The sequence below is a fragment of the Dyadobacter sp. Leaf189 genome (assembly GCF_001424405.1).
Lineage (GTDB): Bacteria > Bacteroidota > Bacteroidia > Cytophagales > Spirosomataceae > Dyadobacter.
This window is the reverse complement of the sequence record NZ_LMPS01000008.1, coordinates 62,710-78,563: the sequence shown is the minus strand read 5'-3', so window position 1 is coordinate 78,563 and position 15,854 is coordinate 62,710. Positions and strand designations below refer to the sequence as shown.

General features: G+C 47.7%; 13 protein-coding genes. 7 read left to right on the top strand and 6 right to left on the bottom strand.

Going from position 1 to position 15,854, the window contains the following annotated elements:
* Positions 1–49: 49 nt before the first annotated feature.
* Positions 50–802 carry a lytic transglycosylase domain-containing protein gene (locus ASG33_RS23420; protein ID WP_229238829.1) on the bottom strand — a complete coding sequence of 251 codons (753 nt, stop codon included), beginning with the start codon at positions 800–802 and terminating at the stop codon, positions 50–52.
* 477 nt (positions 803–1,279) lie between these two features.
* Between ASG33_RS23420 and glp the strand changes: the two genes are divergently transcribed.
* The 6 genes from glp (at position 1,280) to ASG33_RS23390 (ending at position 5,822) form a co-directional block, all read left to right on the top strand.
* Positions 1,280–2,470 carry a gephyrin-like molybdotransferase Glp gene (gene glp, locus ASG33_RS23415; protein ID WP_056291322.1) on the top strand — a complete coding sequence of 397 codons (1,191 nt, stop codon included), beginning with the start codon at positions 1,280–1,282 and terminating at the stop codon, positions 2,468–2,470.
* Between the two features lie 27 nt (positions 2,471–2,497).
* Complete coding sequence (locus ASG33_RS23410) at positions 2,498–2,737, top strand: MoaD/ThiS family protein (RefSeq protein ID WP_056291320.1); 240 nt, start codon at positions 2,498–2,500, stop codon at positions 2,735–2,737.
* Positions 2,738–2,744: 7 nt separating this feature from the next.
* Entirely contained in the window at positions 2,745–3,194 is a 450-nt protein-coding gene (locus ASG33_RS23405; protein ID WP_056291318.1) for a molybdenum cofactor biosynthesis protein MoaE, read from the top strand.
* Positions 3,195–3,377: 183 nt separating this feature from the next.
* Positions 3,378–4,286, top strand: coding sequence for a bifunctional molybdenum cofactor biosynthesis protein MoaC/MoaB (moaCB, locus tag ASG33_RS23400; RefSeq protein WP_056291316.1), 909 nt, complete (start codon positions 3,378–3,380; stop codon positions 4,284–4,286).
* Positions 4,283–5,296 (top strand): GTP 3',8-cyclase MoaA, encoded by a 1,014-nt coding sequence (gene moaA / locus ASG33_RS23395; protein ID WP_229238828.1) that lies wholly within the window; start codon positions 4,283–4,285, stop codon positions 5,294–5,296. The genes moaCB and moaA overlap by 4 nt, the downstream gene beginning before the upstream one ends.
* A 109-nt stretch (positions 5,297–5,405) precedes the next feature.
* Positions 5,406–5,822: a hypothetical protein gene (locus tag ASG33_RS23390; protein ID WP_056291314.1), complete on the top strand. Its 417-nt coding sequence runs from the start codon at positions 5,406–5,408 to the stop codon at positions 5,820–5,822.
* 57 nt (positions 5,823–5,879) lie between these two features.
* Here the strand turns inward: ASG33_RS23390 and ASG33_RS23385 are convergent, their stop codons facing one another.
* The 5 genes from ASG33_RS23385 to ASG33_RS23365 form a co-directional block, all read right to left on the bottom strand.
* Positions 5,880–7,070, bottom strand: a complete 1,191-nt coding sequence (locus tag ASG33_RS23385; RefSeq protein WP_056291313.1) for a glycosyltransferase family 87 protein — start codon at positions 7,068–7,070, stop codon at positions 5,880–5,882.
* 10 nt (positions 7,071–7,080) lie between these two features.
* Entirely contained in the window at positions 7,081–8,007 is a 927-nt protein-coding gene (locus ASG33_RS23380) for an alpha/beta hydrolase (protein WP_056291311.1), read from the bottom strand.
* Between the two features lie 45 nt (positions 8,008–8,052).
* Positions 8,053–9,357: an exosortase N gene (gene xrtN / locus ASG33_RS23375; RefSeq protein ID WP_056291309.1), complete on the bottom strand. Its 1,305-nt coding sequence runs from the start codon at positions 9,355–9,357 to the stop codon at positions 8,053–8,055.
* The gene (locus ASG33_RS23370) at positions 9,344–11,917 is read right to left on the bottom strand and encodes an XrtN system VIT domain-containing protein (RefSeq protein WP_056291307.1); all 2,574 of its coding nucleotides are present in this window, start codon (positions 11,915–11,917) and stop codon (positions 9,344–9,346) included. Before ASG33_RS23370 ends, xrtN begins: the two co-directional genes overlap by 14 nt.
* A 136-nt stretch (positions 11,918–12,053) precedes the next feature.
* Positions 12,054–12,641, bottom strand: a complete 588-nt coding sequence (locus ASG33_RS23365; protein ID WP_056291305.1) for a hypothetical protein — start codon at positions 12,639–12,641, stop codon at positions 12,054–12,056.
* A gap of 107 nt (positions 12,642–12,748) precedes the next feature.
* On the opposite strand from ASG33_RS23365, the gene ASG33_RS23360 reads away from it, so the two are divergent.
* A complete protein-coding gene (locus ASG33_RS23360) occupies positions 12,749–15,832 on the top strand; it encodes a PVC-type heme-binding CxxCH protein (protein ID WP_056291303.1) in 3,084 nt (1,027 codons plus the stop codon).
* Positions 15,833–15,854: the final 22 nt, after the last annotated feature.

Genomic DNA, 15,854 nt, shown 5'->3' with positions numbered 1-15,854 from the left:
GAGAATGAGTCCTTTTCCTTGCATTAATATCAATAAATAAAGTTGCAGCTCAGGAGTCGGCAGCAGCCTTAGCCAACTCTGTTCCGGCCTTTTTCTGTTCCAGTTTGAAGTCTGTCAGGCGGGTGAGCACATCTCCGCTTCCCCATTCCCGGCTTCTTTCTGGATTGGAAAACCATTCTTTAACAGCCAGTATCTTGTAAATGTACCGGGCAGTTTCAGAGTTTAAGCGCAATTTGAAGAAATCATCTTTATTCTGGGAATCCATTCTGTTCTGGATGTGCGTCGGCCCTGCATTGTATGCAGCTGCTACTAGTGTCCAGGAACCCAGCTGGCGATGCAGCTCGCGCAGATACTTGCCTGCGGCGTGTGTCGATTTAACGAGGTGATTGCGATCGTCTCTGTGTTCATTCACTACCAGTCCAAGGTATTTGGCTGTTGAGGGCATCAACTGCCAGTAGCCTGCCGCGCCCCGGTGGGAAGTAACCTGGTTACTCATGGCGCTCTCTATAAGAGGCAGATATTGAAAATCGGCTGGTACTCCGTACTTTTTAAGAATAGGCTCAATAATGCGCATTCTTTTTTGGGTCTTTGTCATCAGCTTACGAAAGGCGGGATTGTCGTAATTTCTGATCATGTTTTGATATCGCTCGGCGATTCGAAGCTCTGATAATGGGATGGCTTCGCCACAGAAGTCAATAGCAAGAAGATCTGAATCTATAATAGTTGTTTCTTTCAGCTCCTTCTTTTCCACCTCCACCTCACTCACGGGTTCGTTGCCCATTATTGCGATTGAGAAGGCCATAAAGATAAGTTTAATCATGCATTTTCATTTTGGTGAAACATATTACAAGGCCATAAGCCGGGGTGCAAAGATAACGGATTTAGAATAATAAATATTTCAAATTCAATTAAATGGTTGATTTACAACCATTTTGCTCGTTACTAAATAGCATTAAACCAATACTTCTGGATTTGGCGTGCTTCTCAGATTCGATTCGAAATTGCTGGGTAACCCGCTTACGCTGCAATTTTCGTTGGTAAATGCCGAGGTTCGCAAAACGTAAATTTCTATGCCAGATATAATTTTTGTAAGAACAAAGAAATTTTTATCGACTTATATTGTCTGTTAATCAGTGACTTACATAATATTCCTGATTTGATGCATTGGTATTTTGCTGTTAAACCAGTTGAGTTTTGGACAATTTGTACACAAACTGTACGGGTTGCAAACGTTTAAAAATTGTAATTTCTATCTTCGCATACCTTCATTTTTAAAGAAATGGTAACAGTCAACGAGGCCAAACAACTCATTATTGCAAACGCGGCATTGTTGCCCGCAGAAACCCGGAAGCTCAGCCGATCGACAGGTTATGTGTTGGCTGAAAACATCATAGCGCCACTTTCACTGCCGTCTTTCCGGCAATCTTCCATGGATGGATACGCCATTCTGCATTCGGATATTACTTCGCCGCAAACGGTTCTCAAAGTGGCAGGCGAGTCAAAAGCAGGACAGTCGGACCTGGAAAAGCTTCAACCCGGCACAGCAATGCGGATTTTCACAGGTGCGCCAGTGCCCGAAGGCGCGAGCGCGGTTGTCATGCAGGAGCACACAAGACTGGAAAATGGTAATGTTCTGATCGACGAATTTCCAGTTCCGGAGGGTAAGAATGTGCGTAAGATAGGGCAGCAGATAATGGCTGGTTCCGTGGCGTTAACTGCCGGTACTTACCTTTCGCCTGGCAGCATTGGTTTTCTGCAAGGTCTTGGCATACAAGATGTTGTTGTGTATCCCAAGCCGAAAGTGGGATTCCTGATTACGGGAGACGAGCTATTGCAGCCCGGCAGCAGGATGGAACCCGGAAAGATATTTGAATCAAACTCGGGAATGATCGCGGCGGCTTTGGAACAGGAAGGTCTCGGGGAAGTAGAAATCCGCTACGCCGCTGATACCCTCGATGCGACCATTGCAGCGTTACAGCTGCTTGTGGAAAAAAACGACATAGTGCTGGCATCCGGCGGGATATCTGTCGGTGATTATGACTTTGTCGGAGAAGCAATGGAGGCAGTCGGCGCTGAGACTATCTTCTATAAAGTGCGGCAGAAACCGGGTAAGCCTTTGTTGTTTGGTAAAAAAGATCAAAAGCTGTTTTTCGCCCTTCCGGGGAATCCTGCATCGTCGCTCGTATGTTACTATGAATATGTATTGCCGGCAATAAGAAGGATGACCGGCCGCACGGATATTTTTTTAAAGGCGTTACAATTACCTGTAAAATATGGATATTCGTTTGACGGCGACCGCGATGAATTCTTAAAAGCTTCCATTGCAGGAGATTATGTAATCGCACTTGACGGACAGGAATCCTTTTCCATTCGTTCTTTCGCGCTGGCCGACGCAATTATATACCTGCCGGTCAGCCAGAATAAGGTAGCAGCGGGTGATTTGGTGGAAGTTCATTTACTTCCGTTTTGATGTTTTAGCAGAGATTGTGAAAAGAACATGAGTTTACACGTGCTTTATTTCGGAATGCTGGCAGAAGTGACCGGACTGGCAGAGGAGAATTGGTTAAATAACGGACAACTGACGGTCGGAGATTTCCGTGCGCAGGTCATGCAAAAATATCCTGCATTGCAGGGAAAGAAATTCAAGATAGCAGTTAATCAGCGTATTCTGGAAGATCTGGCGGATATCGCGCCCCAGTCCGAAGTTGCGCTTTTACCACCTTTTGCGGGAGGATAACAGGAGTATGGAAAAACAGCATAAGCCCAAGAAAGTATTTGTAGAAGGGCCCATCAGTCCTGATTTCATAGCAAAATCTATTGCCAGTCACCAGTCTAAGACAGGTATCGGCGCGCATGCGATTTTCCTGGGACAAATTCGCGCAGATGAGAAAGAGGGTGGCGCAGTGTCGGGCATCGCATATACTGCATACGAGGAAATGGCCGAGCAGACTTTCCATGAAATCCGGGAAGCTGCATTCGCGAGGTTTGAGCTGACCTGTCTGCACATTTACCACAGCCTCGGACTGGTCCCGACCGGACAGATCAGCCTGTTCGTATTCGTTTCCTCTCCACACCGCCGCGCTGCATTCGAAGCATCGGAATACATCGTAGAAGAAATAAAAACCAAAGTCCCCATTTTCGCCAAAGAACTCATCGGAGATAACGGGGAGTTCGAATGGAAAAGGAATGTTTAGGAAGGGGAGGAAATGGAAAAAGGGGAGGATGGAGGAAAGGTAGGACGGGAATGTCTTGTCACCCTGAGCGCAGTCGAAGGGACATGCACGATTACCCTTTGACCGCCCGGTTCGCTCACACTGACAATACTATTCAATCATTCAATCATTCCCCGTTCCACGGCGGATCATTCAAAATTAACAGTGGTCGATATTACGCATAAGACAAACACCCTCCGCATTGCTAAGGCACAGGCTATTGTGCGGGTGAGCAAGCCTGAAACGATCGAGGCGATTGTAAACCGGACTGTGCCGAAAGGTGACGTTTTTGAAATGGCCAAGGCGGCGGGGTTTCTCGCGGTGAAAAAAACGCCTGACCTGCTGCCCGACTGTCACCCGATACCTATTGAATACACAGCTGTTAATTACAAAATTGACGGACTGGAAATTTCCATTGAGTTGATCGTCAAAACGATATACAAAACCGGTGTCGAGGTAGAAGCAATGCACGGCGCGTCGGTCGTGGCGCTCACAATGTACGATATGCTCAAACCAATCGACAAGGGAGTAGAGATCAGCAATATCCGTTTACTTGAAAAGAAAGGCGGGAAAAGTGATCGCAAGGCAGTGCCTGATGCATTAAAAATTGCGGTAATGGTTTGCTCAGATACGATTGCTGCCGGAAATGGGGAAGACAAATCTGGCAAAAAAATCATGGAAAAGCTCGCTGCATTGAAGCTGGAAACAGCAGATTACGTAGTGGTACCGGATGATAAACTGACTATCCAGCAGCAAATCCTGCAATGGACGAATACAGGTTATCAGCTGATTCTGATCACCGGCGGAACCGGCTTGTCCCGTCGCGATGTTACACCGGAGGCAGTATCTGAGCTGATTGACCGGGAGATACCGGGAATTGCAGAGGCTGCACGCAGCTACGGGCAGGAAAGAGTGGCTACTTCAATGCTTTCCAGGTCGGTTGCCGGGTTTTCAGGAGATAGCCTGGTTGTGACAATGCCGGGTAGCACGGGAGGAGTTACCGAGTATATGGATGCATTATTCCCGCATATTTTACATGTTTTCAGCGTTCTCGAAGGTGCTAAGCATGAATGAGTAATAAAGATGAACTGATGTCAGCACCTATTATAGATACATTCGGGCGTAAACACACTTACCTGCGTATTTCGCTGACGGATAAGTGCAACCTCAGGTGTACCTATTGCATGCCGCAGGAGGATATGCAGTTTATGCCTTCCAAGTGGCTGATGCAGGCTGACGAGATCCGCGCTTTGTCGGAGATATTCGTCGAAATGGGGGTTGAGAAAATCCGTCTCACAGGCGGAGAGCCGCTGATCCGGAAAGATGCGCAGCAGATCATCAGTAACCTCGGCCAGCTAAATACTTCCCTTACGCTTACTACCAACGCAGTTTTTGCAGACCAGTTTATTCCCACTTTCAAACAGGCGGGTGTACAGTCGCTCAATGTAAGTCTGGATACTTTGCGGGAAGACAGGTTTAAAAGCATCACAAAGCGCGACCATTTTGCACTGACACTTGCCCATATCCGCTTATTGCTGACCGAGGGTTTTGTAGTCAAGATCAACATGGTTGTGATGCGGGGTATCAATGAGGATGAAGTCAATGATTTTGTCAGACTAACCCTTGACGAGCCTAATCTTCATGTTCGTTTCATTGAGTTTATGCCTTTCAAGGGCAATCAATGGGATATGTCCAAGATCGTATCCTATGCGGATCTGCTTACAATGATTGGCGATGAATTTGATTACCTACCCATTCAGCCGGAAGCCAATGATACGGCCAGAAGGTATCACGTCAATGGCGCCGGCGGTACTTTTGGCATCATCAGCACAGTTACTCACCCATTTTGTGCAGGTTGTAACCGGATCCGTTTAACTGCCGACGGTAAGTTGAAAAACTGTCTTTTTGATACCTCCGAAATGGATTTGCTTACGCCATTGCGCCGCGGTGAAGATGTGCGCGCATTGATCCATCAGCACTTTTATAAAAAGCATTTTGCCCACGGCGGCCACGCCGGCTTTACAGAGCAGCAGGCGAAGACCGACTACGAGCAAAACCGCCAGATGATCGCGATAGGCGGGTGACCATTCAACACGAATTTTTTCCGTTCAAATAACGGGTGCAACATAGCAGGAAGGTTATTCCTCATTGGTGAAACTTTAAGATTTTACCCACAATAACCTTCATTAAGCTATGAAAAACATCATGAAATCCATTGCTGCGGCTGCATTCAGCCTGCTTCTGCTCAATCAGGACGCGCTTGCGATAGACCCAGTTGAGACAAAATCACAATGCAAGAACAACACCTGTGAGAAGTTCAGGATCGGTATGTACCGGGTAAGGGATACCGAAACGATGAACCTGCTGGTTGAAAAACAGAAAGGGGAGAAGCTTTTTATCCAGGTAATGGATCACGAGGGAAAGGTACTGCACGAAGAAATTGTGGGTAAGTCAGTGATGAAATTTGGTAAAAAACTAAACTTCTCCCAAATGCGTGACGGGAACTACACCCTGGTCGTTTCTGATGAAACCGAGAAAGTTGTCAAAAATATCTTTCTGTCAACCAACGAAGTACGTGAGGTTAACAGGCTGTTAGTAGGCTTGAATTGAGGTTGAGTTAGGTGCGTTGCAGGGTCTGGCCGCAGGATCTCTGTAACGCCCTTTTTTCTATTGAGTATTTTCTGTTGCCTCAAAATGTCGCGGCAGCAGCTTGCCGGCAGTCAGATCGAAAAGTAATTTAGCCCACACCAATATGCAGGGTACTGCCTTCACCACATACGGCTTCATCCATTCATTCCTGATGTATTTTGGGAAAAGATCAGTAGGTGACAGGACCGTAAACACGAGTGCCAGGATCAGCAAAATGTAATTCACCTTATTTGGAAGCTGGCTGTAATACCATAATGCAACACCTGTAATGGCAATGATAAAGGTCGGTGACTCGGCCCTGTGATTGAAAATAACCACCCATATCAGCACAGAAGCGAGCATTAAAATCCGGAAAGTGAAATTGGAATACGCATTGATCCGCAACAAGGGAATGCAGAAAAGGACCGCACCGGCAACACTTACGTAGGTTTTGTTTAATGTTAAACCAAACCAAGTCCGCAGCCAGCCTATCACCGAAATGCCGTCTGAAATAGAATGGTCATTACTCAGAAGGTTTCCCCAGCTCTTGTACAAGAAAACAAACTGCTCAGTATCAACTGCCACTAACGGGAAGATAGTGAAAAGGACAATCCAGCACGCAGTGGTGTAAGTGAGCTTTAATTTGTCAGGATACAGCAGGTAGAGCGCGAGTCCGACAATTCCGAAAAGTTTGATGTAAACCGTAGATACCAGGCAAAAGGAGGCCAGCCAATACTTCCTGCGTTCAAGTGCGCCGAATGTGAAAAGCAGTAACCCCGCGATCAATGCATTACTCTGCTCGTTTTGTACCGCAGTAAGCATTTCAACTGCAACAAAAACAAGGATCAGACCCTTTGTGCGGAGGTCGATCTTTGGTAAATAATACACCGAATACAGCAGTACCACTACGTTCAGGATATTCCAAAGCGAGAGGCCCAGTACATCGGGGAGCACAGCGAAAACCCCAAAGAGGAGCGCGAAGGTCGGGCTGTATTTGAACAGATCGCCCTGCTCTTCCACATATTCAATGTAAAGGTCTTTCCCCCCGATGAAATGGAAGAAAGACTGCTTGAATATAATGTAGTTATTGTAGGTAGTGTAAAGTCTGCCGCCTTCTACAAAGCTTTTCATTGGCGACAGGTAAGATTGCAGACTTGCAAAAATGGCTATTCCAAGAAAGAGGAACAGCAGGTATTTTTGATTTACCAGAAAACGGTTCAATGCGGTCATTTGTGTTCAGCTACTTCATATACCCCATTGCTTTAAGCCAGCCTTCCATTGCGGCGGGCCAGTTGGCAAGCGAGCCTTTCCCTTCCGTGCGCATGCCGTAACCGTGGCCGCCTTTTGGATATAAGTGCATTTCTGCGGGTATTTTCTTCTTTTTCAATGCAAGATAATACTCAATGCTGTTTTCAACGGGCACTCCGGTATCGTCCATTGCATGCACAAGAAATGCGGGCGGCGTTTGTTCGCTCACCTGCAACTCGTTGCTGTAATATTTGATCAGCTCTTCCGATTTTTCAGGGCCCAGCAAATTGTCGCGTGAGCCGCCGTGCGATATTCCGGGCTGAAAAGAGATGACCGGATAGAGCAAAATTGAAAAATCAGGCTTTGCTGCGGGTGAAGCTTTCGGTCCCATATTGTGGTGGGTTGACAAGGTTGCCGCGAGGTGGCCACCGGCTGAAAAGCCCATTACACCGATCTTACTTTTGTCAATATTCCATTTTCCTGCATTGTCGCGGATTAGCTTCATGGCCTGCATGGCGTCCATCAACGGGACTTCATGCTGGTGTTCCATTGCCTTTTCGTTCGGCAGTCTGTATTTCAGTACAAATGCGGAGATACCCCGGTTATTAAACCATTTGGCAAAATCGCTGCCTTCGTGGGAAGCGGCCAGGATCCCGTAACCGCCGCCCGGACAGATCATCACCGCCGCGCCGGTCGCTTTTTCTTTGGGAGCAATGTAAGCTGTGATCGTAGGAACGGTAACTCCGCTGATCCTGAGAATGCCCTGCGCATCTGTTTCGGATTTTTCCTGAATGCTGCTGCTTTTAAAGTTAGGTACCTTGCCTTCCGGCCAAAGGTTAATGGTTTCTGTTTGTGCCATAACAGGGAAAAGAAGTAAGGTAAGGCTCCAGGCTGTAAGAATCCGTGCGATCGTTTTCATGGGTCAGATTTTCATCGAAAAGGCTGCGGTAGGCGCAATATACCCTCAAATGGCCTTCAACCACGTGTGCACTGCCAAATTTAAGTCTTGCTCACTTTCGGCAGTGACGTTAATCAGCTGAAAATTACCTTCGCCCCGCATTGCTTTCCAGCGCCAGTCAAGCTGACTGATGGTAATATGACGGTCGCTGGAAAACCACCAGGCAGTCTGCAGATGGTCACTTCCCTTCCTGAGTGTGCCTACGTAAATTTTCTTGTTCCCAAAGTACTTCTCCCGGATAGCGGTTAGCTCGTAACCCGAGCCGGTCCAGCAAATGGCGGGGTTGTGTTCGGTTGTAAAAAATGCAGCAATGGGTTTAATATAAATAAGTGCCTGCTCGCTCCTGCACTGGATCACCCCATTTTTCATCAAATCCGTTTTGTAAGCTTGCGGAATGGTTACCGTCGCGGCCTTCGCATTTGCAGAAACAGGAGGGTTATGGAACACACAATAAATGCAGCAGACCAGTACAGCAAAATGGACCAGTATAGCCTTGCCGCCAGGTTCCCATTGCGGCTGCTTATCCAGGGAGGTTATTGTGCCGTAATTTGCATGCAGGTACCTGACCAGAGACGAAAGTGGAACCCAGACGTAAACAAGCAAACACATGATGCCCGCCCAATCATGCAGCGGGTTTTCGGGACTGATTTGAAAAGCTACCAGTGTTACAATTCGGATCAGATTACTGAAAATATTGAGCACAAAGGCAGCGATCAGAATCGCTGGTTGCAAAGCGGGCTTTACTGTTTTTTGCGTTCTGCGTTGCTCGTGCGCGATCAGGAAAATGCCGGCAAGAAGTGAAAAGCCGGTCATCTGAAGTCCCATACAAGCCGGGTCAACCGAGAACCCTGCACCATTCATTTCAATAATGTTTCCTGATACAGTTACCGGAACGTTACCTGCCTGCATCATAGCAGCCGCCCATTCACTCAATTTCAGGCGGATCGGAAATGTGAAAACTTCGGAAACGTACTTGAAAAGCGGTGAGATAATCACAAGCAAAGCGACTAGTAAGAGGCTGGTATTGCCGTAAAAGTACCGGACTGCAAACAAGGCAGCGGATACCAGCAGCAAATACCGGAAAGTCTGTTCGTTCCGGAAAAAGCAGGCCAGGATCAATGCCGCAACCAATAAACCGAGGAAAATACCTTTTCCAGGCGACCTTTTATTTTGTAAAACAAATGGGATCAATCCCGCGCCAATGAGGCTGGTAGCGTCCGTCTGCAAATAGCCGCTCGCAATGAAAGGCGCAAACAACATCACATATGCAGCGAGAAAAAATACGGGCAGGTACTTCTTACCAGCGTGCATAGTTCCTGAATGTGTAATAGGTGGCCAGCAATGCAAACAGGATAATCAGGGCCCACTCGTGTGGCTCCGGTACTGCGCCGGAAGATTTCAGTGCAGCATTGTCCAGGCTTTTTTTGCTTTTCCTGATATCAAAGCGGTCATAGTCCTTTTGACTTTCCAACACAATCAAACTGGATACTGGTGTGACGATATACGCCTGATCTGCTTCTTGTACCAGCGCAGATAACTTCGCTGAATCTTGCTGATATTGACCGTTGAGGTAAGTCCGGCCGATTTGCTGCATGATGTGGTTGTAAGCGTATAACCGAAGCAGGTGATCAGGCGCTGTACCCTGGACCGGTTCGTCGCTTTCAACGATAATCATTCCGGAGTTTCCAATTTTCAATGCAGCCTGGTCAGATTCAGGATCTGTCGGAAACTGCTTCGATGCCAGCATTTTCTCAATCACTGTCAGGCTCGCCTGCTCATTTCTGATCATCCGCAGCTCCTGCATTGTTTTGAGATAAGGGGAAAGTTCCTGGCCAAGATCAAAGGTGCGGAGCCTTACTGATGGATTATCGCTGGCGATGGATTTTGAAAATCCACTTCCCGCAAGGTCTTTCAGGTTTGGCGAACTTCCATCGCTTTTGGTGATCAAAAGTGCATTGTGCCGGTCTTCAACAAGGTGAATGGGAAAAAGAGAGTAGTTGAGCGTCGCGCTTTTTTCAAAAATGGCATTCTTGTTCCCGGCTGTGAGTGGTTCCATTTTTTTATTAAAAACATAGACTGGCTTTCCATTGGTCAGTTCCAGTACTTTGTCAAACTCAGCTTTGGACCAGGCTTTGTTGATATCCAGGTAAAAGGCAGTAGGTGTAAAAGCTTCCGTCGCGGCCTGGATTGGCATTGCTTTGTATGCTTTTCCATTGAACTGGAACACCGCCTTCGACAAAGCTGGCGCAGCGAAGCTGGCTTTCCAGGCGGGCTGATATTTTCCATTAAACACGACTGTCTTACGATCTTTCATCTGTGTCTTGAAAGGTAATTGAATGTCGCCGGGTTCATCGGAGAAGTTCAGCGATAAAAGCTCTGACGCACGCTCGGCAGTCGGACCTTCAAACCAGATATTTTCGTAAATCAATTGATTAGCTTCAAATGCAAGCGGCGATGTTATGCCGATTTTAAACCTCCGGTTTTCAACACTTGTACATGGAAAAACCTTCAATTTTACCGTATTACCTTCCTGCCAATGCACCACAGAAGGATCGCGGCTTTCTACTCCTACAATGGTTTTATAAGCAGATTCTGCTTTTGTTTGTGTAGTTAAGTGACTTTTCTGCTCAATTCCATTGATCCACAACGAAAGCGAGCTCACTACCGAACCTTCCGGCAGGTGAAAGGTGAACAATGCCTCTTCTTGCTGGAATTTGGAGGATGCATTGCTTTGAATGCTGATGGTTTTCTCGGTATAGGCAAGCCTGAACTCGGGATATAGCCTTACATTCGTAAGCACGCTGGCAGTCACCAGATCGCTGCCCGACCATAATCTTTCCTGGGTAAAATGCCTGGTGCCAAATAAAACATCGAGTAAGCTGATCCTTTCTTTCTGTGTAAGGTCAGGTTTAGTTGAAAAAAGCGAGGCGATCAGCACGAGCGGATCATGCTGTGTTAGCTTTTCCAGGTTCAACGTATTCGGGGAAAAACTTAAAAACTCCCCGGGCATCTGGTATACCAAACCGCCCATCATGATCTGTTTAGAAATCAGGTCAGTATCAATAACCTGCCCCAGCGAAACCCATTTGGGCAGATCACTATCGTCGCGGATGGAGTTTTCAAGGATCTGGTTCCGGATCTTTTCATTCAGCATATCCCAACGGACACAGTAACCTGTTACAAGAAGCAGCGGAATGATCAGGCCGGCCAAAATCGGCAACCGGTAGCTGTTCCATGCAGCGCGCAGTAACCTGATATGCGAAATCGCAAGCAGGAGCGGGATGAAACTGTGAGCCGATAAACCCAGGAAAAGCAGAAAGATCAGACTGGCCAAATAGATCCGGGTAAGGTAAATGGCATAGTAGCACCATAAAACTGCAGCTACCGCAAGAAGGAAGAACAATGTGCTTCTGAGAAATGAGGGAAGCGCCTTTTCCCAGGCAAAACAAATACCGCTGAAAGCTGAAATGACGATCAATACACTCAGCCAGTCTGCCGAATCATTGAAAACGGGCAAGGCGCGGTTGAATGTAAAACAGCTGACCAGCCACACATAACCCAGCACTAAACGGTGCGGCAGATACTCGGCAGGCTGTTTTTTCCAAATGAACCGTACTTTCCCTTTGGCTAAGAGCATCACCAGGTAAACTACCGAAACCGCAAACGGAAGAATGAATGAGCCCGGCAGCACATCATTGAAAAACACACCTTTTTGTGAGAGGACGAGCGCGGCAGCGTTTAGCGCGAGGCAACCTAACCCGATGAAGTAGTCAAAGTCAGCTGCTGGGGATGCATTCGAGCGCTCTTCATGAGGAACATTGGTTTCGTAAACTTCCGGGATTTCAGGCGCTCTGGTAGGTGTAGTCTTCATGAATTGCTGTTTTAGAAAGTACTTTGAATTGCAAAGTAAAATTCTAAAACTGATTAAACCTATCACTTGGCGCGATAAAATTTAAGCCAGCGCAAACTGCTTAGCAAAAGGGAATGAAAGGATAACAGCGTCCCGTTCAGGGTTTTGCCGGGTTGATCATAATATGCGCGCGGTGCGTGCCGGGATCCATGATCCAGGGCATTCCGGCTACATCGGGTTTCAATGGAAGACCGGTACTTTCGGCAGTAGCAAACGGAATGTAAACCACGTAACGCAGGTAGCCGTTTTTCAGATTCCCCGTAGCGGCATCGTAGTTGTCCATTGTTCCGGATAGTACGAATAGCGTGGAAGATTGCTTGGGCATGCGCAGTGTTCCGTCTTTTGCTTCTTTCTCCCGCGTGTCGAATATTTCCTTCGCGTTTTTACCTTCCTTCGTCAGCACCCGCCCGCGTTCCATGAAGGGTTCCAGGTCAGCGTGGTAGCAGGAAACGCCGATATCGGCCTTTTTCGGATCGTCAGCCAGGCACACGTAGTCGTTTGTTCCCTCGCGAAGTACAGTAAACATTCCGTCTGCCGAGTAGCCGTAAACCTTCGCGCCAGCCTGCTTTTCGGAGGGTGCAGCGAGGACAGCAGTCTTGATCTGAATGTCAGGCGAAGGAATTTTTTGAGCTGCTGCAGGTAGTGCCAGAGCGGCCGCGATGATGGAAAAAAAAGTCTTGTTCATGATAGTAAATGACAGGTGGATTGTCTCTTATACTCTAAAAATAGTAATCTTTAATGTAAGGATCACACAATAGGGTCCGGCTTTACGGATCACCACGATTTCACCCCATGAACTTAAAAAAATCCCTGATACTATTTCCGGCAGCCTGCCTGTTGGCTGGTCTGACCGTCGCTACTTACCAGCGGTCCAATCCAAGTACGTTACAGAGCGCCACGCTCGATAGTCTTTATAAAGATCTTACGGAGACTCAAAAACGGTCGCCTAAATATGCAGTGGCTGGTTTGCAGGTAACCAATGGACTGGAAGCTACATTGTTTGCATCGGAGCCGATGATCACCAATCCGACCAACATTGATGTCGATGAGCTGGGCCGGGTTTGGGTTTGCGAGGCTTACAACTACCGCCCAGCGATCAATGGAAACCCGACCAAAAATGAGGGTGACAGGATTATGGTTCTGGAAGATACCGACGGAGACGGGAAATCGGACAAAAGCACTGTTTTTTATCAGGGCAAGGAAATCAATGCGCCGCTTGGCGTTTGGGTAATGGGCAATAAAGTGGTGGTTTCACAAAGTCCTTATGTGTGGCTTTTTACGGATGAAAATGGCGATTTAAAGGCTGATAAGAAAGAAGTGCTTTTTGAAGGAGTTGGGGGCGAGCAGCACGATCATGGTATGCACGCATTCGTTTTTGCACCTGACGGGAAGCTGTATTTCAATTTTGGAAATGAAGGCGGACAGCTGCTCGACGGTAAGGGAAAGCCGATCGTCGACAAAAACGGGCAGGAAATTGACTTCAAGAAATTAAAGCAGGGAATGGTTTTTCGCTGCGATACCGATTTTACCAATATTGAAGTGTTGGGAAATAATTTCAGGAATAATTATGAGGTGGCAGTCGACAGCTATGGTACCATGTGGCAGTCTGACAACGATGACGACGGAAATAAAGGTGTGCGGATCAACTATGTGATGCAACACGGAAATTACGGGTATACCGACGAAGTAACCGGCGCAGGCTGGCGTGCCAACCGGACCAACATGGAAGATTCCATTCCGTACCGTCACTGGCATTTAAATGATCCTGGCGTGGTGCCTAATCTTCTTCAAACTGGCTCGGGCTCACCTACGGGAATGGTGGTTTACGAAGGCAAGCTGCTGCCGAAGGAATTTTATGGTCAGATGATCCACTGCGAGCCTGGTCACAATGTACTGCGCTCTTATCCGGTTGAAAAATCGGGCGCGGGTTACACTGCCAAAATCGTGAATATTGTCGACGGGAAAAGAGACCAGTGGTTCAGGCCAAGTGACGTTTGCGTAGCACCAGACGGATCTCTGATCGTATCAGACTGGTATGATCCGGGCGTAGGCGGCCACCAGGCAGGTGACCAGCAGCGTGGCAGAATTTACCGCGTTGCTCCGGCAAATACACCTTACCGCATCAAGAAAGCAGATTTCTCAACAGCAGCAGGCGCGGTAGAGGCACTGCAAAGTCCTAACCTTTCGGTGCGCTTCCTTGCTTGGAGTGCATTGGAGAAAATGCAGGCTCAGGCTGTCCCTGCTCTGGAGAAGTTATTTAAAGATAAAAAGGCAGATTACAGGATGCGCGCCCGTGCTTTATGGGTTTTGAGCAAATGGCCTGCTACAAGCAAAAAGAATATCGATCTGGCCATTAAAGATCTGAACCCGGATATGCGCATTGCAGGCTTACGGGCTGCAAGTGAGGTAAAAGGAGCAGATGTAACAGGATATATCAGGATTTTGGCCAAAGACAAAGACGCGCAGGTTCGAAGAGAATGTGCATTGATCCTGCATCATAACAATTCGCCGCAATCCGCTGAACTGTGGGCAGAACTGGCCAGGCAGTACGATGGAAAAGACCGGTGGTACCTGGAAGCACTGGGTATTGGTGCAGATGGACAATGGGATAGCTTTATCAAAGCCTGGAAAGCAAAAGCAGGTACAAATCCGATAGCAACCCAGGCGGGCAAGGACATTGTCTGGCGGTCGCGCGGGAAAGAATCTCTGCCGCTGCTCGCATCCCTCGCTGGTGATCCGAATGTGGACCTGAAAAGCCGGCTGCGTTATTTCCGCGCATTCGATTTCAATGAAGCGCCTAATGAAAAATCACTCGCCTTGCTAAAAATCATGAAAGGTTCGGCGCCGGAACAGGAAAAAGTAAATGAACTCGCATTGCGGCACCTCGACCCTGCTTTTGTAAAACAAAATACAGAAGCAATGGCGGCTTTGAAGAAAATGCTGGATACTTCGTACGGTACTCCGGCCTATCTTGAACTGGTAACAAAATATGAATTAGTTTCTGAAAACCAGCGCTTACTGGATATGGCGGTGAGCCAGTCTGCGACAAGGAATGGTGCTGCTGCGGCTTCCCAACTGATGAAGCAGGGCGGCTCGGACCTTGTTTGGAATACGATTAAGGGAGGCGATAATGCAAAAAGCGAGCAGATACTTGCCGCGCTCAAATCGGCAGGCGGAAAAGAGACGCTGGAAATTTTGAAGAAGGTCGCGACGGATGACAAGTATCCGCTGTCGCAGCGCATTGTAGCTGCCAAGTCACTGGGCGGTACGATGAGCGGGGAGGATCAGATACTGGAACTTCTTAAAGACGGTAAGCTCACCGGGGAGGTGAAAGTTGCGGCAGTGAAAGGATTGAGCGGCGCGTGGCGGAAATCGGTGAAAATGGAGGCAGCCAAATACATGGACGGAGTTACAATTGCCGCACGCAAGCACCCGGAAACCAAGGAGTTGATCGGAATGAAAGGCGATGCAGCAAAGGGTAAGCAGATTTTTACAAACTACTGCTCGGTATGCCACCAGGTGAATGGGGAGGGAATGGACTTCGGTCCAAAGTTGTCGGAAATCGGGAGCAAACTGCCGAAAGAAGCGCAATACTCGGCTATTTTCGAGCCGAGCGCAGGGATTGGATTTGGCTATGAAGGCTTCGAAGTAACTTTCAAAGATGGTTCTGTTGTGTCGGGTATCGTAGCCAGCAAAACAGAAACAGACCTGATCCTCAAATTCCCGGGCGGATCGACGCAGGAATACAAAATGTCGCAAGTGAAATCCATGAAGCAGCTCAAAGATTCCATGATGCCCGCCGGCTTGCAGGACGCCATGACAACCGACGAGCTGGTCAGTCTGGTAGATTATCTGAGTGGTTTGAAGAAGAAGTAAGGGGTTGGGTTAGGGTGACACG